21 protein-coding genes and 1 riboswitch are annotated in these 19,756 nt (G+C 56.1%); all 21 genes read left to right on the top strand.

Translation table 11 applies throughout. The features are described 5' to 3' along the window. The 21 genes from ACE6ED_RS08455 (at window position 1) to ACE6ED_RS08355 (ending at window position 19,647) form a co-directional block, all read left to right on the top strand. Window positions 1–1,107 carry a N5-glutamine methyltransferase family protein gene (locus tag ACE6ED_RS08455; RefSeq protein ID WP_410826668.1) on the top strand — a complete coding sequence of 369 codons (1,107 nt, stop codon included), beginning with the start codon at window positions 1–3 and terminating at the stop codon, window positions 1,105–1,107. 260 nt (window positions 1,108–1,367) lie between these two features. After that, window positions 1,368–2,561 carry an FtsW/RodA/SpoVE family cell cycle protein gene (locus ACE6ED_RS08450; RefSeq protein WP_410826667.1) on the top strand — a complete coding sequence of 398 codons (1,194 nt, stop codon included), beginning with the start codon at window positions 1,368–1,370 and terminating at the stop codon, window positions 2,559–2,561. A 505-nt stretch (window positions 2,562–3,066) separates the two neighbouring features. Then, complete coding sequence (gene spoIIR, locus ACE6ED_RS08445) at window positions 3,067–3,834, top strand: stage II sporulation protein R (RefSeq protein WP_410826692.1); 768 nt, start codon at window positions 3,067–3,069, stop codon at window positions 3,832–3,834. Window positions 3,835–4,059: 225 nt separating this feature from the next. Then, a complete protein-coding gene (locus tag ACE6ED_RS08440; RefSeq protein WP_410826666.1) occupies window positions 4,060–5,310 on the top strand; it encodes an L-threonylcarbamoyladenylate synthase in 1,251 nt (416 codons plus the stop codon). A 184-nt stretch (window positions 5,311–5,494) separates the two neighbouring features. Next, window positions 5,495–6,070 carry a manganese efflux pump MntP gene (locus tag ACE6ED_RS08435; protein WP_410826665.1) on the top strand — a complete coding sequence of 192 codons (576 nt, stop codon included), beginning with the start codon at window positions 5,495–5,497 and terminating at the stop codon, window positions 6,068–6,070. Window positions 6,071–6,114: 44 nt separating this feature from the next. Next, the gene (locus ACE6ED_RS08430) at window positions 6,115–6,696 is read left to right on the top strand and encodes a low molecular weight protein arginine phosphatase (RefSeq protein ID WP_410826664.1); all 582 of its coding nucleotides are present in this window, start codon (window positions 6,115–6,117) and stop codon (window positions 6,694–6,696) included. 54 nt (window positions 6,697–6,750) lie between these two features. Beyond that, a riboswitch (ZMP/ZTP riboswitch) is annotated at window positions 6,751–6,832 on the top strand. A 173-nt stretch (window positions 6,833–7,005) separates the two neighbouring features. After that, a complete protein-coding gene (locus ACE6ED_RS08425) occupies window positions 7,006–7,656 on the top strand; it encodes a TIGR01440 family protein (RefSeq protein WP_410826663.1) in 651 nt (216 codons plus the stop codon). Window positions 7,657–7,705: 49 nt separating this feature from the next. Beyond that, the gene (locus tag ACE6ED_RS08420) at window positions 7,706–8,953 is read left to right on the top strand and encodes a serine hydroxymethyltransferase (RefSeq protein WP_410826662.1); all 1,248 of its coding nucleotides are present in this window, start codon (window positions 7,706–7,708) and stop codon (window positions 8,951–8,953) included. Between the two features lie 540 nt (window positions 8,954–9,493). Continuing rightward, complete coding sequence (gene upp, locus ACE6ED_RS08415; RefSeq protein ID WP_410826661.1) at window positions 9,494–10,123, top strand: uracil phosphoribosyltransferase; 630 nt, start codon at window positions 9,494–9,496, stop codon at window positions 10,121–10,123. 57 nt (window positions 10,124–10,180) lie between these two features. Beyond that, entirely contained in the window at window positions 10,181–11,350 is a 1,170-nt protein-coding gene (gene wecB, locus ACE6ED_RS08410) for a non-hydrolyzing UDP-N-acetylglucosamine 2-epimerase (protein WP_410826660.1), read from the top strand. Between the two features lie 169 nt (window positions 11,351–11,519). Next, window positions 11,520–11,753, top strand: coding sequence for an ATPase F0F1 (locus tag ACE6ED_RS08405; protein ID WP_410826659.1), 234 nt, complete (start codon window positions 11,520–11,522; stop codon window positions 11,751–11,753). After that, window positions 11,746–12,123: an ATP synthase subunit I gene (locus ACE6ED_RS08400; RefSeq protein ID WP_410826658.1), complete on the top strand. Its 378-nt coding sequence runs from the start codon at window positions 11,746–11,748 to the stop codon at window positions 12,121–12,123. The genes ACE6ED_RS08405 and ACE6ED_RS08400 overlap by 8 nt, the downstream gene beginning before the upstream one ends. 29 nt (window positions 12,124–12,152) lie before the next feature. Next, the gene (gene atpB, locus ACE6ED_RS08395; RefSeq protein WP_410826657.1) at window positions 12,153–12,917 is read left to right on the top strand and encodes a F0F1 ATP synthase subunit A; all 765 of its coding nucleotides are present in this window, start codon (window positions 12,153–12,155) and stop codon (window positions 12,915–12,917) included. A 98-nt stretch (window positions 12,918–13,015) separates the two neighbouring features. Continuing rightward, window positions 13,016–13,228 (top strand): F0F1 ATP synthase subunit C, encoded by a 213-nt coding sequence (atpE, locus tag ACE6ED_RS08390; RefSeq protein WP_410826656.1) that lies wholly within the window; start codon window positions 13,016–13,018, stop codon window positions 13,226–13,228. A 103-nt stretch (window positions 13,229–13,331) separates the two neighbouring features. Beyond that, window positions 13,332–13,820, top strand: a complete 489-nt coding sequence (atpF, locus tag ACE6ED_RS08385; RefSeq protein ID WP_410826655.1) for a F0F1 ATP synthase subunit B — start codon at window positions 13,332–13,334, stop codon at window positions 13,818–13,820. Then, a complete protein-coding gene (locus ACE6ED_RS08380; RefSeq protein ID WP_410826654.1) occupies window positions 13,817–14,368 on the top strand; it encodes a F0F1 ATP synthase subunit delta in 552 nt (183 codons plus the stop codon). Before atpF ends, ACE6ED_RS08380 begins: the two co-directional genes overlap by 4 nt. 11 nt (window positions 14,369–14,379) lie before the next feature. Continuing rightward, a complete protein-coding gene (gene atpA, locus ACE6ED_RS08375) occupies window positions 14,380–15,891 on the top strand; it encodes a F0F1 ATP synthase subunit alpha (protein WP_410826653.1) in 1,512 nt (503 codons plus the stop codon). Between the two features lie 294 nt (window positions 15,892–16,185). Next, entirely contained in the window at window positions 16,186–17,055 is an 870-nt protein-coding gene (gene atpG, locus ACE6ED_RS08370; protein ID WP_410826652.1) for an ATP synthase F1 subunit gamma, read from the top strand. Between the two features lie 29 nt (window positions 17,056–17,084). Continuing rightward, window positions 17,085–18,485, top strand: a complete 1,401-nt coding sequence (gene atpD, locus ACE6ED_RS08365) for a F0F1 ATP synthase subunit beta (RefSeq protein ID WP_410826651.1) — start codon at window positions 17,085–17,087, stop codon at window positions 18,483–18,485. Window positions 18,486–18,688: 203 nt separating this feature from the next. Beyond that, window positions 18,689–19,105, top strand: coding sequence for a F0F1 ATP synthase subunit epsilon (locus tag ACE6ED_RS08360; protein ID WP_410826650.1), 417 nt, complete (start codon window positions 18,689–18,691; stop codon window positions 19,103–19,105). A gap of 284 nt (window positions 19,106–19,389) precedes the next feature. Beyond that, window positions 19,390–19,647 carry a DUF1146 family protein gene (locus ACE6ED_RS08355; RefSeq protein ID WP_410826649.1) on the top strand — a complete coding sequence of 86 codons (258 nt, stop codon included), beginning with the start codon at window positions 19,390–19,392 and terminating at the stop codon, window positions 19,645–19,647. The last annotated feature ends 109 nt before the right edge of the window (window positions 19,648–19,756 follow it).

Raw genomic sequence — 19,756 nt, 5'->3', positions numbered from 1 at the left:
TTGAAACAGAGCGCATATGTCATGTCGCAGGTGCAAAGCATCCGGGAAGCCTTTGCGGAGGCTTCTTCTTTTTTGGAGGAGCAGGGAGCGCATGAGCCGCAGCGCAGCGCCCAGCTGCTGCTGGAGCATGTGCTGGGGCTGTCGGGCGCCGCTTATTACATGGCTTTGTTCGACCCGTTCCCTGCGGAGAAGCGGGCGGACTGGGAAGCGGCGGTAACGCGCCGGGGCCGGGGCGAGCCTGCCCAATACATCATCGGCGAGCAGGAGTTCTACGGGCGGCCGTTCGAGGTGACGCCCGACGTGCTGATCCCCCGCCCGGAGACGGAGCTGTTGGTCGAAGCGGTGCTCCGGTATGCGGGCGAGCTGTGGCCGGAAGGCGTTAAGGCGGGCACGGGATCGTCGGCGGAGAGCGGACTTGACGGGGCTCAGGCGAACTATGCTTCAGCCGACCGCGATTCGGTGGGCCACAGTGCTGCGGACCGGAGCCAAGGGAGCCACAGCCCGAGCGTTGGCGGCACCGGGTGCGGCGAAGCGGAGGCGCCGCTTGTTGCAGCGGACGCGGCTCCGGCTGAGACGGGCGGCGGCAGAAGCGCCGCCAGGCCGCTGACCGCCGTCGATATCGGCGCCGGCAGCGGCGCCATCGGCGTCACGCTGGCGGCCGAAGCGCCCGCGTGGCGCGTGCTGGCCGGCGACATCTCGCCGGCGGCGCTGGCCGTGGCCGGCCGCAACGCGCGGCGTCTCGGCGCCGCCGTGGAGTTCCGGCTCGGCGATCTGCTCGAGCCGTTCCAAGACCTGGCGGTGGATATCCTTGTATCCAATCCACCGTACATCCCCGGCGGTACCATCGCCGGGCTGCAGCGCGAGGTGCGCGACTACGAGCCGCGCACGGCGCTGGACGGCGGGGCGGACGGGCTGGACCCGTACCGCCGGATGCTGGAGCAGCTGGCGCTGCTCCCCGCTCCGCCCCGCCTGGTCGGCTTCGAGCTGGGGCTCGGCCAGGCGGGGGAGGTGGCCGCGCTGCTCCGCGCGCGCGGGCACTGGAACGAGATCGTTACCGTTAACGATCTCGCAGGGATCCCCCGCCACGTCATCGGCCTGTCCCGATGAAGTTATGGTTTGCACCGCGTGCAATCTTCCTGCACGCGGTGCAAGGGGAGTTCGGACGCTGCTCGATTGACCAGCTGCCCGGGCCGCCCGGACAGTCTGCTTTTGGCCGGCTAATAGGGGCGGCGCCCGGGCCGCGGTCAAGCCGCGCCTTCCGGTTGTTGTAATTCTTTTACCAGTTCCGTTACAATGGGAACAGGACCGGGCTCCCGCGGTCCGGATCACCGACGGATAAGCCGAACATACCGCAAGGAGGCAGTCCATTGCTTCAGAAGATTAAAAAAATCGACGGGGTTATCGTCGTCATGCTGCTGTTATTGATGGCCGTCTGCATTTTTGCGATATACAGCGTTACTCATGGGCGGGAAGGCATTGACGGCCACCACATGAAGATGCTGAAATTTTATATTCTTGGTTTTGTTGTTTTTTTTGGCCTTGCCTTTCTCGACTACAGGCTGCTGGTGAAATACGCTCTTTTCATTTACGCCGCAGGCATTGTCATTCTTGTTCTGGTCAGCTTTATCGGCAAGACGAAAAATGGCGCGCAGGGCTGGCTGGAAATTGGCGGCATCAGCCTGCAGCCTGCCGAGCTGTTTAAGCTGATTCTGATTTTGTTTTTATCTTCGGTTCTTGTGCGCAAAAACAAGCAAAAGCTTGGCTTCTGGCGGGATGTCGTTCCAATTGGCCTGCTGACATTTGTTCCGTTCGCCATCGTCATCACCCAAAACGACTTGGGGAACGCGCTGAGTTACATCGTGATTCTGTTCGGCCTGCTGTGGATCGGGAACATCAAGTTTTCCCACGCGCTGATTACCATTCTGGTAATCGGCGGGGTGGCGTTTGGCGGAATCTGGAGTTATATCAATTATCATGACCAAGCGGTGAAGCTGATCGAAAAGCTCCCGGGACGGGATCACCTGATCAGCCGCTTCGATCCGTGGCTGGTGCCCGAAAAGGCTTCGTCCGACGCCAGTTACCATACCAAAAACGCCATGCTCGCCATCGCATCGGGCGGAATGAGCGGGGAAGGTTATCTGAAAGGCAGCTCCGTACAGGCGAACCGGGTGCCGTATACGTACGCGGACTCTATTTTTGTACAGATCGCCGAGGAGTTTGGTTTTGTCGGGTCGGCGGCGGTGCTGATGATCTTTTTCATTTTGATTCACCGGATGGTTCTGATCGCGCTTGAAGCCAAAGACCGGGCCGGCCCCTTTATCATCGTCGGCGTCGTTTCAATGCTGCTCTATCAGATTCTTGAAAATATCGGAGCGTTTATCGGGCTGATGCCGCTGACGGGGATTACGCTGCCTTTTATCAGCTATGGGGGAACCTCGCTGCTGATCAACATGGCCAGCATGGGGATTGTGATGAGCGTCCTGCTGTACGGCCAGGAAGTCGAAGACGACCTGCCGAAGCCCGCGGCTTATCCGGCGCCTGCTCCTGCCAAACAGAGCTAGCGGCGGTGTTACCCGCTCCTTGTGCGACAGACCGTTTTTTTCTTGAGGATTCAGGAAGAAACGGTCTTTTTTTGTCCGGATTATCGTCCGGAATATTGTCCGGGGAATTGTTCGGGAAATCGTCTGGGGAATACTTTGCGTTTTCTTGTCCTCCCGTTCCTGCCATCCGTACGCCACCTGCTATTCTGCTACTTCTATACAAGCCCCTGCTACGTCTCTGTTACTTCCATACATGTCCTTGCTATTCCTATGCTATCTGTGGTTCTTTCCCGCGTTATTCTAATTTCCCCTCAAACGTTGCTTGCTTGGCAGACGAAGACTTGGCACCAGAGCGGCTGCGGGCGAATCTATCGGGTGAGAGTCAGCAAACTGCTGGCTATTAAAAAAATTATAGTTTTATAGGTTTGAGCTTTGCCTCCTCCGGCGATACTGGCGGATAGATAATCATACCGCCGAAGGAGTGATCGGGATGTTTTCAAATAGAGGTGCTTCCGCAGGAGAATCCATTCGTAAAACCGTGAAGATTACCGCCATTTATACTTGTTTGCTTATGATCGTCATGATGATGTGGGAAGGTCAAAAAAGCGATGCGGCAGTGGCTGCCGGCCCCATTCCGGAGGAGTCGATCCGGCTGCGCATTTTGGCCAATTCGGACAGTCCGCGCGATCAGCTGGTAAAAAGACAAATCCGCGACGAGATCGTCCAGCAGATGAACCTCTGGGTCGCAGAACTGGAAAACCCGCAAAGCTTGGAGCAGGCGCGGACGCTTATCCGAGCACAGCTCCCCGAGCTGGAGTCGCTGGTCGGACGGGAGCTGCGCGAGCGGGGGGAGGACTACAGCTACCGGGTGGAGCTCGGCACGGTGCCGTTTCCGGCGAAGCTGTACGGCGGTACGGTGTATCCCGCTGGCGAATATGAGGCGCTCCGCGTAACGCTGGGCGAAGGAAAAGGCCAAAACTGGTGGTGCGTGCTGTTCCCGCCGCTTTGCTTTATCGATGCGGGCACGGGAGAAGCGGCTGCGGCATCGGCTGAAACTGCTGGCGGTGAGGACGCATCCGCCGCAGGGAAAGCGAAAGCCGCAGCAGGTCAGGCAAAAGCCACAGGTGCGGGGAAAGTGCAGCAGACCTCTGCAGAAGGCGGGTCAGGTGGAGCTGCTGCAGGCGCAGCTGATTCAGGTGAAACGGAAACGGGAGGCGAAGCTCCGGAGGTGCGGTTTTTCCTCTGGGAGCTGATCGAGGGGATTGGCGAGTGGCTGCGTTCGCTTTGGAGCTGATTGCTCTTTAAGAAAATGGGTGGTCTGCGCAAACTGAACAGATAGTCCCATGCGAATGGGAACTGGCAGTCTTCCGTAAACGGAACAGGCAGTCTCCCGTAAACGGAACGAGCAGTCTCCCGCGAACGGAAAAATTATGATACGATTTGAGGACGGGAACGCCCGGAATACAGAAACAAGAAAGCTTGTGATGACATGACTTCATATAATGAGAAATCTGAGCTAATGCAGGATGAGAAATCGGGAGAGATACGCCTCCCGGCAGAGGAGACGCGTTGTTGGCGGCTTGATTACGAAAGCGGCGGAGAGTTGACGGCAAGCGACCATGACGCGATCCGGAAAGCGGCAGAGATGCTGCGGGCCGGCGGCACGGTCGCTTTTCCGACCGAGACGGTTTACGGCTTGGGCGCCGACGCGCGGCGGACGGAGGCGGTCGAAGCCGTTTTTGCCGCCAAAGGCCGTCCGTCCGACAACCCGCTGATCGTCCATATCGCCGACCCGGCCAGCCTGGCCGGGCTGGCCGCCTCGGTTCCGGCGGAAGCCGCCGCGCTGATGGCGGCTTTTTGGCCGGGCCCGCTGACGGTGGTTCTGCCCGTCCGGCCGGGTGTGCTCTCCGCGCGCGTTACGGCGGGGCTGGACACGGTTGGCGTCCGCATGCCCGACCACCCGGTGGCGCTGGCGCTGATCGAAGCGTCCGGCTGTCCGGTTGCCGCGCCCAGCGCGAACCGCTCGGGGCGGCCGAGCCCGACGCTGGCCGCCCATGTGCTGGACGACCTGGCCGGGCGCATCGGCGGCGTCGTCGACGGCGGCGCCTGCGGCGTAGGCCTGGAGTCGACGGTCGTTCAGGTGCAGCCGGACGGCCGGGTGGCCGTGCTGCGGCCGGGCGGAATCACCGCCGAGCAGCTGGAGGGCGTCGTCGGCGAAGGCCGCGTCGTCTCCGGCTCCGCTGCGGAAGAGTCTTCATCCGCGTCGGCCGATCCGGCGTATGACGCGAATGGCGCATCAGCACCGGCCGCGGCTGAAGCTTCCCGACCAAGCACGGCGGCAGTTGGCCGGAAAGCAAAGGCTGCTGCTGCGGATGCAAATTTCACGCCCCGGGCGCCGGGCATGAAATACACGCATTATGCGCCGCGCGGCATCCTTACGCTGGTAAGCGGCGCATCGCCGGAGCGCACGGCGCAGGCCGCGGCGGAGCGGCTGCGGGCGGCTGAGAAAAACGGCGAGATCACGGGGCTGCTTGTCTTCGACGAGCATGTGCCCCTGTATCCCGCATCGCCCGCCGCCTGCGTCGTGACGCTTGGGCCGCTGGCCGAGCCGGGCGAAGCCGCCCGGTCCCTGTACGCCGCGCTCCGGCGTTTTGACGACGCGGGAGTCACATATATTCTGTCCGAGACCTGCCCGGAGACCGGTCTCGGCGCAGCGCTCATGAACCGGCTGGCCAAAGCGGCCGGGGGGCGGATTATTCAGGCGGACTAACCTTCCCCACTCTTCTACCGTTTTGGTTATTGGTTCATCTTGTTTTAAATCCATTTTGAAATAGACTCGTGCAGTCTTTATAACCGTGCCTTATGGAAGGCAGACTTGCCGGTCCAGTCATGAAAGCCCCCTTGTCCGCATATCGTGTGTTGTACAAGATATCTATGGACCTGGGGGGTTGCGGATGGGCTTGGCGGAAGGTTATCCCGCGTTGGGTCAGCTGATGACGGTCGCCATTATGGCATTTGCGCTTGGACTGGATGCTTTTTCGCTGGGAGTGGGAATCGGGATGCGGGGCATCCGGCTGCTCCATGTGCTGCAAATGAGCCTGCTGGTCGCCTTGTTTCATGTGATTATGCCGCTGCTTGGCCTGCTGGCGGGCAGCTACGTCGGCCATCTGCTCGGACAGGTTACCGGTTATGCCGCTGGAGGACTGCTGGTGCTGTTGGGCGCGCATATGATATATAACGCGTTTCACCCCGGAGAGGGGGCTGGCGTAAAGGCAATGGATCACCGCACTTTTCTCGGCATGCTGCTGATCTCGCTCAGCGTCAGCGTCGACTCGTTTTCTGTAGGCGTGTCGTTGGGAATGTTCGTAAACGGCCTGCTGTGGATTGTGCTTGCTTTTGGAGCGAGCGGCGGGCTGATGTCGGTTATCGGACTGCTGCTTGGCCGGCGTGTCCGCGGCGGGCTTGGCGAATACGGGGAAGCCCTGGGCGGAGCCATTCTGCTGGCGTTTGGTTTGCTGATTATCTTTTGATACAATATCACCATAGAAAAACAAGTAACGGGAGGTGGAGAAGCATGCTGAATATTCTGTTCGTCTGCACGGGCAACACCTGCCGCAGTCCGATGGCTGAAGGTCTTCTGCGGAAGTTGTCCGCGGAGCGGGGGATAGAGCTGGGCGTGCGTTCCGCCGGCGTATCCGCAATTACCGGCACATCCATGTCGCGCCACGCGGCCGCGATCCTGCGGGAGGAAGGGTTTGAGGGCAGCATTACTTCATCCCAGCTGACGGAGGAAACGGTGAATTGGGCCGATCTGATTTTAACTTTGACCCGCAGCCATAAACAGCATGTGCTGCACTACTACCCTGAAGCGGTGGACAAGACTTATACGCTAAAGGAATATACTGGCGATGAAGAGTCGGTGCGGGCCGATTTGGCTGAACTGGACAGCCTCTACGCACAGGCGGAACTGAAGCGGTCGCTTGGGCAGGAGCCGAATGCCGCCGATATGGAGCGGATCATCGAGATCCGCCAGCGGATTCCGAGCTTTGATATTACGGATCCTTACGGCGGCACCCGGGAAGATTATGAGATGGCCGCTGCAGAAATCCGCTCGGCGCTGCACCGCCTGCTGGATAAGCTGGATGTTCCGCGTTAAGAGAGAACACGGTTGCTTTTCGCATCTTTTTGCTTTAAGATAGGAAGCAAATAGCGGTTTCGGTGTAACTGGCGACAAATGTGGACAAACCACGATGGAGCACCGGAATAAACGGCCGGTCGCCTGGGCAAAAGAGCACATCCGCAAGCAGCGGACTGCTCTTTTTTGTTTACTTGCCGCCTTCAGTCCAGTAACGCGCCAGAAGTTTTGGGCTGCAGCCCAGCTTTACCGCGGACAGCATCGCCTTGATTTACGGAAGGATTCGTTTTTAAGGCACGCATGTGGAAAAAAGTGAAGGAGGAAGAAAATATGAACCAATCGACTCCGGACGCGGACCGCATCCGGACCGACATTCCGGGCGCCGCGCCCCGGAACGCCGCGCCCGCTGGCGGCGGACAGCTTGCGGAACAGACGTATGCCGTGCTTAAGGAACTCGCCGGCGCCGCGGGTCTTGCTCCCGGCCGTCTGGTCGTTATCGGTGCCAGTACAAGCGAGGTCGCCGGAGCCCGAATCGGCACGGCCGGCGCGCTTGAAGTGGCGGGCGAACTGCTTGCGGGTGTGACCCGTGCGGCGGAAGAATTCGGATTTCATCCTGTCTTCCAATGCTGTGAGCATTTAAACCGTGCGCTTGTGATGGAACGCGCCGTACTGGAGCGGTTTGGTCTGACTGAAGTGTCGGCTGTCCCCGTTCCCCGCGCTGGAGGCTCCATGGCCGCAGCGGCCTACCGTTCGCTGCAGGACCCGGTGCTTGCAGCGTCGGTTCAGGCGCACGCGGGAGTGGATATCGGCGAGACGTTGATCGGCATGCATCTGCGTGCGGTGGCGGTGCCGTTTCGTCCGGGCCTGCGCTATATCGGCAAGGCGCGGGTCAACGCTGCCTGGAGCCGTCCTCCGCTAATTGGCGGAGAGCGCGCCGTATACCGGCCGGAAGCGGCTGGAGAAGCCGGATTCTGCGATTAACCGCCGGCATTTTATACCAAACAGGATATTAAGGGGAGGAATTGAAACAATGGATCAACTGCGCAAAAGTGACCCGGAAGTACTGAAAGCGATGGGGCAGGAGCTGAAACGCCAGCAGCGCAACATTGAGCTGATCGCGTCGGAGAATATCGTCAGCGAGGCGGTTATTGAAGCGATGGGTTCCGTACTGACGAACAAGTATGCCGAAGGTTATCCTGGCAAACGTTATTATGGCGGCTGCGAAGACGTTGACGTGGTGGAGAACATTGCCCGCGACCGCGCAAAACAGCTGTTCGGAGCCGACCATGCGAATGTGCAGCCGCACTCCGGCGCCCAGGCGAATATGGCCGTGTACCTCGCTGCGCTGAAACCTGGCGACACGGTGCTCGGCATGAACCTCGCCCACGGCGGGCATTTGACCCACGGCAGTCCGGTCAATGCTTCGGGCCTCCTCTATAATTTTGTAGCCTACGGCGTTCAGGAAGATACGTTCCTGATCGATTATGACGAAGTCCGCAAAGCGGCGTTCAAACACCGTCCGCGCCTGATCGTTGCAGGGGCGAGCGCTTATCCGCGCACCATTGATTTTGAAGCGCTGGCTTCTATCGCAAACGACGTTGGAGCGCTCTTTATGGTTGATATGGCGCATATCGCCGGTCTTGTTGCCGCCGGACTGCATCCGAATCCGGTGCCGCATGCGCATTTTGTAACGACTACTACGCACAAAACACTGCGCGGCCCGCGCGGCGGCATGATTCTGTGTAAAGCACCTTGGGCGGCCGCAATCGATAAGGCGGTATTCCCGGGATCGCAGGGCGGCCCGCTGATGCATGTGATCGCCGCCAAAGCCGTATCTTTTGGCGAAGCGCTGCAGCCAGCCTTCAAAACCTATGCGCAAAACGTCGTGAACAATGCCAGAGTGCTGGCCGGTACGCTGGTTGAAGAAGGTCTGACGATCGTGTCGGGCGGAACCGACAATCACTTGATGCTGGTGGATACCCGCAGCCTGAACATTACAGGCAAGGATGCGGAAAAGGTGCTGGATGAGGTTGGCATCACAGTAAATAAAAACGCCATTCCATTCGACCCTACCAGCCCGTTTGTGACAAGCGGCATCCGGATCGGCACGCCAGCCGTTACTTCCCGCGGAATGGACGAGCAGGCGATGGTCGAAATCGGCCGCGTAATCGCGATGACGCTGAAGCAGCCGAAGGATGAGGCTGTGCTGGCCGAAGCTTCGCGCCGGGTTGCAGCGCTGACGGAACGTTTTCCGATTTACCCTGGCTTGGAATACTAAGCCTGGGAGTCTTTGATTTTTTCAGCCCTTCACAGTCAGGCAATACAGCTGGCTGCGAGGGGCTTTTTTCGTTCTTTTACAAAACGTTCACATTTACTTGCCATTAAAAAGATAGTGAAAGCGTATTGCAAGTTCATGAAACTTTCAATAAAAATAGTGAAACAAATGTGAAAGCTCCAAAGGTATGAAGAAGTGCATGCAGGTCACCCTATATTATGTAGGACCAACCACCCATTTTGGCCCCGGCCGGAGAGTGGATGACTCGGACCAGCGGTATGAGACCGAGTACTCCAATCAAACAATATCCGCTGAGGAAGGGGAACGTAAACCATTTCGTCATAGATGAAATGCGGCGATGGTGATGATATAATAAACAGGATTTAGCCGCGGACAAGCAAGTATGCGTTTACGCCACACAGTTAAGGCTTCTCTTTTTCAGCGCGAAAGACGCGTTCATGCTCCGCCAATGAGGAGGGCTGGCGCATTCGCTTAGGAGACCGCTCGCGGGACAAGACATACGATTACCGGAGGGACAGCAATATGGGAAAATTGGTGATTTGCGATCATCCATTGATTCAACACAAACTGACGTTTATCCGCGACGTGCGGACCAACACCAAGGAATTCAGGGAGCATGTCGATGAAGTAGCCACCTTGATGGCTTATGAGATTACCCGTGAGATTCCGCTTGAGACGATTACAGTACAGACGCCTGTCGCCGAAACGCAGAGTAAGGTGATTTCGGGCCGGATGCTCGGTCTGATTCCGATTCTCCGGGCGGGCCTCGGGATGACGGAAGGCGTGCTTAAACTGCTCCCAGCGGCAAAAGTCGGCCATGTCGGCCTGTTCCGCGATCCCGACACGCTCCAGCCGGTAGAATACTACATAAAGCTTCCTACCGACGTACAAGAGCGGGAATTGATCGTGATCGACCCGATGCTGGCAACAGGCGGATCGGCTATCGCCGCGATTACCGCGCTTAAGAACCGCGGCTGCACGCAGATCAAGATGATGAACCTGATCGCTGCACCGGAAGGCGTGGCCGCCGTACAGGAAGCACATCCCGATGTTGACATCTATGTCGCCGCGCTGGATGAATGCTTAAACGATCATGGTTATATTGTGCCAGGGCTGGGCGACGCCGGCGACCGGCTGTATGGAACCAAATAAGATCCTTCCCGTATGTAACGGGGTGGGCAGAAGCATAATTAGAAAGGATAGGGGTTAATGTCCAAGATAAAAGTAATGACCATATTCGGCGTTCGCCCCGAGGCGATCAAAATGGCGCCGCTTGTGCTGGAGCTGGGGCGGCATCCCGAGCAGATCGAATCGCTGGTATGTGTTACCGCTCAGCACAGAGAGCTGCTTGACCAGGTGCTCGAAGTGTTCGGCATTACGCCGGACTTCGATCTGGACGTGATGAAGAACCGCCAGACGCTGAACGAAATTTCGATCCGTGTCCTCGAAGGATTGGAGCCTGTGCTGCGGGAAGCGAAACCCGACATCGTGCTGGTGCACGGGGATACGCTGACCACATTTCTGGCGAGCTATGCCGCATTTTTGCAGCAGATTCAGGTGGGCCATGTGGAAGCGGGCCTGCGGACGTGGAACAAGCTGTCTCCGTATCCTGAGGAGATGAACCGCCAGCTTACCGGTGTTTTGGCGGATCTTCACTTCGCTCCTACCGACTGGTCGGCGGGGAATTTGAGAAACGAGAACAAAAAAGAATCAAGTATTTATATCACAGGCAATACGGTTACCGATGTGTTTCAATATACCGTACAGCCGGATTACCGGCACCCGGTATTGGATTGGGCTTCAGGAAAACGACTTATTTTGATGACGGCGCACCGCAGAGAATCGCAAGGCGAACCGCACCGTCATATTTTCCGTGCAGTCAGAAGAATCGCCGATGAATTCGAAGATGTCGCCATTTGTTATCCCGTCCATCCAAGCCCCGCGGTCAAGGAGCCGGCGCACGAGATTCTGGGCGATCATCCGAGAATCAAGCTGATCGATCCGCTGGATGTCGTAGACCTGCATAATTTTTACCCGCATACCCACCTGATTTTGACCGATTCCGGCGGACTGCAAGAGGAAGCTCCATCTTTTGGAGTTCCGGTGCTGGTGCTGCGCGATACAACGGAACGGCCGGAAGGAATTGAGGCCGGCACGCTTGAACTGGTGGGAACGGATGAGGAGAAGGTGTATCAACGGACACATGCGCTGCTGACCGATCAGGACCTTTACCAGTCGATGAGCAGGGCCGCCAACCCTTATGGAGACGGAAAGGCTTCGGCAAGAATTGTCAATGCGATACTTCACCATTTTGGCAAGTTAGACCAACGTCCTGAAGAGTTTCACAGAATGTTCACAAATAATCCGAAAACATCTTAAGTTGCTCTTCTCAGATGCGAGAAAACAACATACAGTAAAACTGTACGGTTTATATGGAATTGGAATGGTTTGCTGTGATTATTTTCATGTTTTCAAGGCTTTTTGGCTAAAGTTCAATGAATTGACAAAGAGTCTGGCAATTCAGTAAAATGAGTTGGGATTGTAGCTTATGGACAATCGAAACAACAAGGACAGCCTGGCGCGGACCGCGCTTGTGCTCGGCAGTGCAGGCACTTTGCTTGCCGCTTACATCGTGATCGGATTTTTTGTTTCACGGTGGCTGGTTGGACTGCTGGACGGCCCGGGGTACTGGCTCGCGATCGGTACCATCACGGGGATGATTCTTGGAATCGTCAACGTTGTCATTTTAATCAAAAGATATCTGGGGGAGCAGGATGGATAATATGACTCCCATGATTACCGCCGTCACGCGAATGACCTGTGTTATTATGGCGGGTCTGCTGATGGGGTGGTCGCTTCACCACGAAACCCGGGACGTCACGCTTGGCATGACGCTGGGTCTCTTGGCTGGCCTCGTCAATTTCCGCTATCTGGCTGTTAAGGTCCGGCGGGTGACGCAGGCGGCGGCTGACCGGGAAGGCCGGGGGTTCAGCCTGGGGTTTGCAACGCGGATCTGCTTCGCGGTCCTGGTGACGATGTTCTCGATCAAGATTGAGCATTTTTCGCTGGAAGCAACGATCGCAGGCTTGTTTCTCCCCCAAATTCTGGCTATCCCCGCAGGGATATATTTAAGCATCAGGAACAAGCTGTAACAGATTAAAGTGAAAGGGGGGAGTGGAACATGCACAGCTCTCCGGTCATTGACCTAGGAGGCATTCCGATTGACTTATCCGCGGTCCTTATGCTGCTGGTCAGTTCGATTATCGTCTTCGTTCTGGTTATGCTCTCGGTCCGGAATCTTTCGGTCGAAAACCCTTCCAGACTGCAGAACTTCATGGAATGGGTAGTGGAATTCGTTCACGGCATTATCGGCAGCGCCATGGATTTGAAGAAAGGGAAGCCTTACATATCCTTGGGATTGACGCTGATTTTGTTCATCTTCGTTTCCAACTTGCTCGGACTGCCCTTTTCCGTTATCACCGAGGCGCACGAGCCGGTTACCATCTTCGGTCATGTTATTGAAGCCACGCGCAACCTGGCGCACGGCGGTCATGTGGAGCTGCTCTGGTGGAAATCGCCGACAGCCGACATTAACATCACCGCGGGTCTGGCGATCATCGTGTTCTTCCTGATGAACTACCTGGGCATCAAGCTGAACGGCAAACATTACTTCAAACACTACATCGAGCCGTTCCCGATCTTTCTGCCGCTGAACATTATCGAAAACCTGGCCAAGCCGATCGCGCTCGCCATTCGTTTGTACGCGAACATTTTCGCGGGCGAGGTGCTCATTACCGTTATTCTGAAGCTGGGAATTCTCAGTATTCCGTTCCTGGCGGTATGGCAGGGATTCAGTATTTTCGTCGGCGCTTTGCAGGCCTTTATCTTTACCATTCTGACGATGGTGTACATCGCGCAGATGACGATTCACGAGGAAGAGCATTAACGAACTTCCGCGGGGTAACCCCGAGCAGTCGATTTGTTTCGCGGAGGATATCTTATATTCCATATCTATGAACCGAATTTAAAGGAGGATATTTACAAATGGAATTTTTGGCAGCAGCAATCGCGGTAGGTTTGGGCGCACTTGGCGCCGGTCTTGGTAACGGTATGATCGTCAGCAGAACGGTTGAGTCCATCGCTCGTCAGCCTGAAGCTCGTAACGCCCTGCAAACAACCATGTTTATCGGTGTAGGTATCGTCGAAGTTATTCCGCTGGCAGCAACAGTTATCGCATTCCTGATCATGTTTACTTAATTTGCCGTATTTGCGGTTTGGCGGGGACGGCGTCGTGCCATCCGCGCCTTACTTTTTGTCTAAAGCTCCGCAGCAGAAGCGGTAACGGAAGGGAGTGACCTCAGTGGAAATTATTTGGACGAATATCATATTCGCGATTATCGCGTTTGTTATTCTATATGTCCTGCTAAGCAAGTTTGCGTTCAGCAAGCTGTTCGGTATTATGGAAAAACGCCGCGAACTGGTCATGCAGCAGATGGATGAGGCCGCGAAGACCAGAGAACAAGCAGTGGCTTACGTGGAAGAGCAGAAGCAGGCGCTGCAAACGGCTCGCCAGGAAGCTCAAGCCATCATCCAGCAATCTCAGCAGACAAGCGGACAGCAGGCCGAACGCCTTCTCGAAGAAGCGAAACAGGAAGCAACCCGCCTGAAGCAGGAAGCCGTTCGGGATATCGAGAACGAGAAAAACAAAGCGGTCGAAGAGCTGCGCAGCGAGCTGGGCACCGCGTCCGTCCGTATCGCCTCCAAGCTGCTTGAAAAAGAAGTCAGCGCAAGCGGTGAGCAGGAACAACTTGTCGACCGATACCTCAAAGAGGTGGGAGGCCGATCATGAGCCGCGATACGGTAGTTGCCAAACGCTACGCCAAAGCCTTGTATTCGGCGGCGGTGGAACAGGGCTCTACGCTGGAAGTGGAACAGCAGCTTAAAGCGGTGGTGGAGGCGCTCCATTCGGACCCCGAAGTGCAGCGCTTTATCCAGGCGCCGCGCATCTCGCAATCGAGCAAGCTGACTGTTCTGCGCAGCGCGCTTGAGGGGAAGATTTCTCCGGCGCTGATGAATACCGTCGAGCTGCTGGTAGAGCGGGGCAGAACCGATATTTTGGCCGATTTGCTGGATTCCTACGTGAAGATCGAGGGAGAGGCGCTCGGCATCGGCGATGCCGTCGTATATTCGACCTATCCGCTCAGCGAAGCTGAACAAGCCGCGGTGGCCGCGGAATTCGGTGCCCTTGTGGGCAAAACAATCCGGGTCGAGAACAAGGTGGACACCAGCCTTCTCGGCGGACTGAAAGTCGTCATCGGAGATACGCTGTACGACGGCAGTCTGGCGGGCAAGCTCGAACGTCTGGAGAAATCCTTTAACGAGAAGCATAGAAGATAGGGGTGAGGATATTGGGCATCAGACCTGAAGAAATCAGCACTTTGATCAAAAGTCAAATTGAGCAATATAAAGCCGATATCGAAGTTGCCGAAATCGGCACCGTCATTCAAGTCGGCGACGGTATCGCCCGTGTCTACGGTTTGGAAAACGCGATGGCCGGCGAGCTGCTGGAGTTCTCCAACGGCGTTGTAGGGATGGCGCTGAACCTGGAAGAAAGCAACGTTGGTGTCGTTATCCTCGGCGAATACTCCGAGATTCGCGAAGGCGATCAAGTAAAACGCACAGGCCGGATCATGCAGGTGCCGGTTGGCGAAGCGCTCCTCGGCCGTGTCGTGAACTCGCTCGGACAGCCGGTTGACGGCAAAGGACCAATCGAAACCACGGAGTTCCGTCCGGTTGAGAACAATGCGCCTGGCGTTATGGCGCGTAAATCGGTACATGAGCCAATGCAAACCGGACTTAAAGCCATCGACTCGATGGTTCCGATCGGCCGCGGCCAACGCGAGCTCATCATCGGTGACCGTCAGACAGGTAAAACGGCGATTGCGATCGATGCGATCATCAACCAAAAGGGCAGCGGCATGAAATGTATCTACGTTGCCATTGGACAAAAGCAATCGACGGTAGCTCAAGTAGTGGAAACACTCCGCCGCCATGGCGCAATGGAGTATACCATCGTGGTAACCGCTTCGGCATCCGAACCGTCCCCGCTGCTGTACATCGCTCCTTATGCGGGCTGCGCAATGGGCGAATATTTCATGTACAAAGGCGAGCACGTGCTTGTTATTTATGATGACCTCTCCAAGCAGGCGGCCGCTTACCGCGAGCTTTCCCTGCTGCTCCGCCGTCCTCCGGGCCGCGAGGCTTACCCGGGTGACGTATTCTATCTGCATTCCCGGCTTCTGGAACGTGCAGCGAAGCTGAGCGACGAGCTTGGCGGCGGATCGCTGACTGCGCTTCCGTTTATTGAGACACAGGCTTCCGACGTATCGGCTTACATTCCGACCAACGTAATCTCCATTACGGACGGACAGATCTTCCTGGAATCCGATCTGTTTTACTCCGGCCAGCGCCCGGCGATCAACGTCGGTATCTCCGTATCCCGCGTAGGCGGTTCCGCGCAGATTAAAGCGATGAAGAAGGTTGCTGGTTCGCTTCGTCTGGACCTGGCCCAATATCGTGAGCTGCAGGCGTTTGCCCAGTTCGGTTCCGACTTGGACAAATCGACCCAAGCCCGTTTGAACCGCGGTGCGCGCATGATGGAAATTCTGAAGCAGGGCGTCAATCAGCCGCTTACCGTTGAGCATCAAGTGATCAGCTTGTATTCGGCGGTTAAAGGTTTCCTCGACGATATCCCGGTTAAGGATGTCAGACGCTTTGAAAAAGAATTCCTGGCCTTTATGGACAGCAACCATCCGGAAGTGGCGCGTTCGATCACGGAAACCAAAGATTTGACCGCTGACAACGAAACGGCGCTCAAAAACGCCATCGAGAAATTTAAAAAAGGCTTTGCAACCAGCTAAGCCGTTTTATTGCTATAAACGAAGGGGACGGCTGTTTCGGGCAGGGACCCGGCTCGGCGCCGGACTTGCCTAGCGGACAGCCTTCTCCCTATGCATATCTAAGTTAAATCTAGTTTAGCAGCGTTTTCGAAGTCAGCTTTGGCTGACGCCAAAGCAAGCCAATGCTTACGAAGTAACTTTTGCTAGAGGCAAAAGTTTAGCAACGCTTTCGAAGTTAGCTTTGGCTGACGCCAAAGCAAGCCAATGCTTACGAAGTAACTTTTGCTCAAGCAAAAGTTTTGAGGTGGTGAAACCATGGCAAGAAGCATGCGCGATATCAAACGTCAAATCAAAAGCGTTCAGAATACCCGGCAGATCACGAAGGCGATGGAAATGGTCGCCGCCTCCAAGCTGAGAAAAGCCCAGGAAAAGGCTGAAGCGGCCCGCCCTTACTCCCGCAAGCTGAAGGAAGTGGTCATGAGCATTGCCGGCGCCACGGAGGGCGTACAGCATCCAATGCTGGTCACCCGTCCGGTCAAGAAGACCGGATACCTGATTATCACCTCCGATCGAGGCCTCGCTGGCGGCTACAATGCCAATATTCTGCGCGCGGTTACGATGATGATTCAGGAGCGGCACAAGTCACAAGACGAGTATGCCCTCTTCGTGATCGGACGCAAAGGACGCGACTTTTTGAGCCGCAGAAACTATCCGATCGTTCAAGAGGTTACCGACCTCTCCGATACGCCAACGTTTGCGGACATCAAGTCCATCGCCAACTTGGCGGTGCAGGAGTTTGAAGCAGGCGTATACGATGAACTGTATATCTGCTACAACCGTTTCGTGAATGCGATCAGCCAGATCCCGACGGTGGACCGGCTGCTGCCGATGAACGAAGTGGCCGAGTCGAAGCCGCATGAAGCCCATGCGACCTACGAATATGAACCGTCCGCTGCGGCGGTGCTGGAAGTGCTGCTGCCCAAATACGCGGAAACCTTGATCTACAGCGCCGTGCTGGACGGCAAAGCAAGCGAGCTTGGCGCCAAGATGACCGCAATGGGCAGTGCGACCAAAAACGCATCCAAAATGATCGGCAATCTTACACTTACGTATAACCGTGCACGTCAGGCGGCAATCACGCAGGAAATCACCGAGATCGTGGCCGGAGCGAACGCGCAGTCTTGAGGTAACAGTTTTCAAGGAGGGAAACAATAATGAACAAAGGACGCGTTGTAAGCATTATGGGTCCGGTTGTGGATATTGAATTTGAACGCGGCCAGCTGCCCGAAATTTTCAACGCCATCAAAATCGAAGGCACGATGGACGATGGACGCGTTATCAATGTGACGCTTGAGGCGTCGAATCACCTGGGAGATAACATGGTCCGCTGCATCGCCATGTCCTCCACAGACGGATTGGTACGCGGCATGGATGCTATCGACCAAGGCAGTCCCATCGCCGTACCGGTCGGGGAAGCCACGTTGAGCCGTGTGTTTAACGTACTCGGCGATCCGATCGACAATGGCGCTCCAATCGCTACGGCTGAGCGCAATCCGATTCACCGTAAAGCGCCGACATTTGAAGAACTGTCGACCCAAGCGGAGATTCTGGAGACCGGTATCAAGGTTATCGACCTGCTCGCTCCTTATGCGAAGGGCGGCAAAATCGGGTTGTTCGGCGGCGCCGGCGTAGGCAAAACCGTTACGATCCAGGAACTGATCAATAACATTGCACAGGAACACGGCGGTATTTCCGTATTTGCCGGTGTAGGCGAACGTACCCGTGAAGGGAACGACCTGTTCAACGAAATGACGGAATCCGGTGTTATCAAAAAGACGGCGATGGTATTCGGCCAGATGAACGAACCGCCAGGCGCACGTCTGCGCGTAGCGCTTACCGGCCTTACGATGGCGGAATATTTCCGTGACGTGGAAGGCCGCGATACGCTGCTCTTTATCGACAACATTTTCCGCTTTACCCAAGCTGGTTCGGAAGTATCCGCCCTGCTCGGACGGATGCCGTCCGCGGTAGGTTACCAGCCGACGCTTGCGACTGAAATGGGTCAGCTTCAGGAACGGATCACCTCCACTAAAAAAGGTTCCGTTACTTCCATTCAGGCGATCTACGTACCGGCGGACGACTATACCGACCCCGCTCCGGCTACAGCGTTCGCGCATTTGGATGCAACAACGAACCTGGAGCGCCGGATCTCCGAAAAAGGGATTTTCCCTGCGGTTGACCCGCTTGCATCGAGCTCCCGGATCCTCGACCCGAATGTCGTCGGCGAAGAGCACTACAACGTGGCTCAAGGCGTTAAGCAGCTGCTGCAGCGCTATACCGAACTTCAGGATATCATCGCCATCCTTGGTATGGATGAGCTGAGCGAGGAAGACAAAGTTGTGGTAGCCCGTGCGCGGAGGGTAGAACGTTTCCTGTCGCAGCCGTTCCACGTGGCCGAGCAGTTTACCAACTTCCCTGGCAAATATGTACCGATCAAAGAAACGGTACGCAGCTTCAAAGAAATTCTCGAAGGCAAGCATGACAACCTGCCGGAAGCGGCGTTCCTCTTCGTAGGTACGATTGAAGAAGCGGTGGAAAAAGCGAAAACGATGTAATATCGAGGCGCCATCCGGACCGTGTCCGCCCGTCAGGGTGCGCAGGTCTCCGGATGGCTTTTCCGTTATTGACGAACACGCCTTTCGCAGCAAACGCAGCAAAGGGAGGCGGCGTCAGAGGCCGTTTTCGGCGATCCGTACGAAACCCGGGGAAGACTTACAGACGCGGAGGTTGACCGGGGTTATTTTAGGAGGGATAAAAGGTGAACACCTTTTTGCTAGAGATCGTGACACCCGACCGGCTTGTGTATTCGAAACAGGTGAGCAGCTTGTCCGTCAAGGGTGTTGAAGGCGAACTGGGCATTCTGCCTGGACATATTCCGCTGGTAACACCGCTGCAGGTGGCTGCAATGACTGTCAAAGCCGACGGCCAGTCGACAACAATCGCTGTACACGGCGGATTTTTAGAAGTGCATAAGGATAAAGTAACGGTGCTTGCCGAAAGCGCGGAGCTGCCTAGAGACATCGACGTTGAACGTGCGGAAGCGGCCAGAGAACGGGCGATGCGCCGTCTTCAGGTACGCAGCAAACAAGACGAGATCGACCACCGGCGTGCCGAAGCGGCGCTTCAGCGTGCCGTTACCCGGATCAAAGTATCCACGGGCAAGGGACAAGAATAAGCCGCGAAAAGCAGTCAAGCCTCGCTTGGCTGCTTTTAAGCATTTAGAAGCGTAAGAGTCCCCGGCATATATCGGTAAGGAGTATTCCGCTAACAGGCCGTTTTGCGATATCAGCCAGGTCAACCAAACGTTATCCATTCTGCTTCTAGTTTTGCAGCTGTGTAGGCACCGACCGGGACCCGGGGCCTGAATTGTTTAAAAAATCGTAAAAGTACTGGATTCTTTTGCGCTTCGCAAGTATGATATAAGAGTCGATTTCCGAGCAGTTGACACGGGAGGCTAAAATGAGCGAATTCATCAATGCCGAGGTGTCGAGGTCGATCGGCACAAACGGCCTGGTTTCCATGCTGATTTCTTTGCTGTGTGTCGCCATTTCTTGGTGGGCATTGCAGAACCTTAAGCTTGACCTGTTCATAAGATATCCCAAGAGTCCCCAGGGAAGATTGCTGCACTTGCTGCTTGCGATCGTGATCGGCCGTTTGGTGGCCGGATTTTTCCTTGACTATCTGGGATGGAGCGGACAGATCCGGCACCTGTTTTAAGGTGAGTCGGTTTGGTTATAAGTGTCATAGTATCCACTGCAGTAAGAACGCCGAATAATAACATTTTATTATGTCAACACTGAAATTTAAGAAATGTTCGCGAAATTCC

Origin of the sequence: Paenibacillus nanchangensis (assembly GCF_046543445.1) — a bacterium.
Lineage (GTDB): Bacteria > Bacillota > Bacilli > Paenibacillales > Paenibacillaceae > Paenibacillus_AQ > Paenibacillus_AQ nanchangensis.
The sequence above is the reverse complement of the archived record's forward strand: the minus strand, read 5'-3'. Positions and strand labels throughout refer to the sequence as shown.

What these genes read in the sequence shown, in the direction of transcription:
- ACE6ED_RS08440 (WP_410826666.1), top strand. Translation starts at nt 4,060, where the DNA reads ATGCAGGATGAGAAATCGGGAGAGATACGCCTCCCGGCAGAGGAGACG.
- ACE6ED_RS08355 (WP_410826649.1), top strand. Translation starts at nt 19,390, where the DNA reads ATGAGCGAATTCATCAATGCCGAGGTGTCGAGGTCGATCGGCACAAAC.
- ACE6ED_RS08430 (WP_410826664.1), top strand. Translation starts at nt 6,115, where the DNA reads ATGCTGAATATTCTGTTCGTCTGCACGGGCAACACCTGCCGCAGTCCG.
- atpB (WP_410826657.1), top strand. Translation starts at nt 12,153, where the DNA reads ATGCACAGCTCTCCGGTCATTGACCTAGGAGGCATTCCGATTGACTTA.
- ACE6ED_RS08380 (WP_410826654.1), top strand. Translation starts at nt 13,817, where the DNA reads ATGAGCCGCGATACGGTAGTTGCCAAACGCTACGCCAAAGCCTTGTAT.
- atpE (WP_410826656.1), top strand. Translation starts at nt 13,016, where the DNA reads ATGGAATTTTTGGCAGCAGCAATCGCGGTAGGTTTGGGCGCACTTGGC.
- atpG (WP_410826652.1), top strand. Translation starts at nt 16,186, where the DNA reads ATGGCAAGAAGCATGCGCGATATCAAACGTCAAATCAAAAGCGTTCAG.
- ACE6ED_RS08400 (WP_410826658.1), top strand. Translation starts at nt 11,746, where the DNA reads ATGGATAATATGACTCCCATGATTACCGCCGTCACGCGAATGACCTGT.
- atpD (WP_410826651.1), top strand. Translation starts at nt 17,085, where the DNA reads ATGAACAAAGGACGCGTTGTAAGCATTATGGGTCCGGTTGTGGATATT.
- ACE6ED_RS08405 (WP_410826659.1), top strand. Translation starts at nt 11,520, where the DNA reads ATGGACAATCGAAACAACAAGGACAGCCTGGCGCGGACCGCGCTTGTG.
- upp (WP_410826661.1), top strand. Translation starts at nt 9,494, where the DNA reads ATGGGAAAATTGGTGATTTGCGATCATCCATTGATTCAACACAAACTG.
- ACE6ED_RS08425 (WP_410826663.1), top strand. Translation starts at nt 7,006, where the DNA reads ATGAACCAATCGACTCCGGACGCGGACCGCATCCGGACCGACATTCCG.
- ACE6ED_RS08435 (WP_410826665.1), top strand. Translation starts at nt 5,495, where the DNA reads ATGGGCTTGGCGGAAGGTTATCCCGCGTTGGGTCAGCTGATGACGGTC.
- ACE6ED_RS08420 (WP_410826662.1), top strand. Translation starts at nt 7,706, where the DNA reads ATGGATCAACTGCGCAAAAGTGACCCGGAAGTACTGAAAGCGATGGGG.
- wecB (WP_410826660.1), top strand. Translation starts at nt 10,181, where the DNA reads ATGTCCAAGATAAAAGTAATGACCATATTCGGCGTTCGCCCCGAGGCG.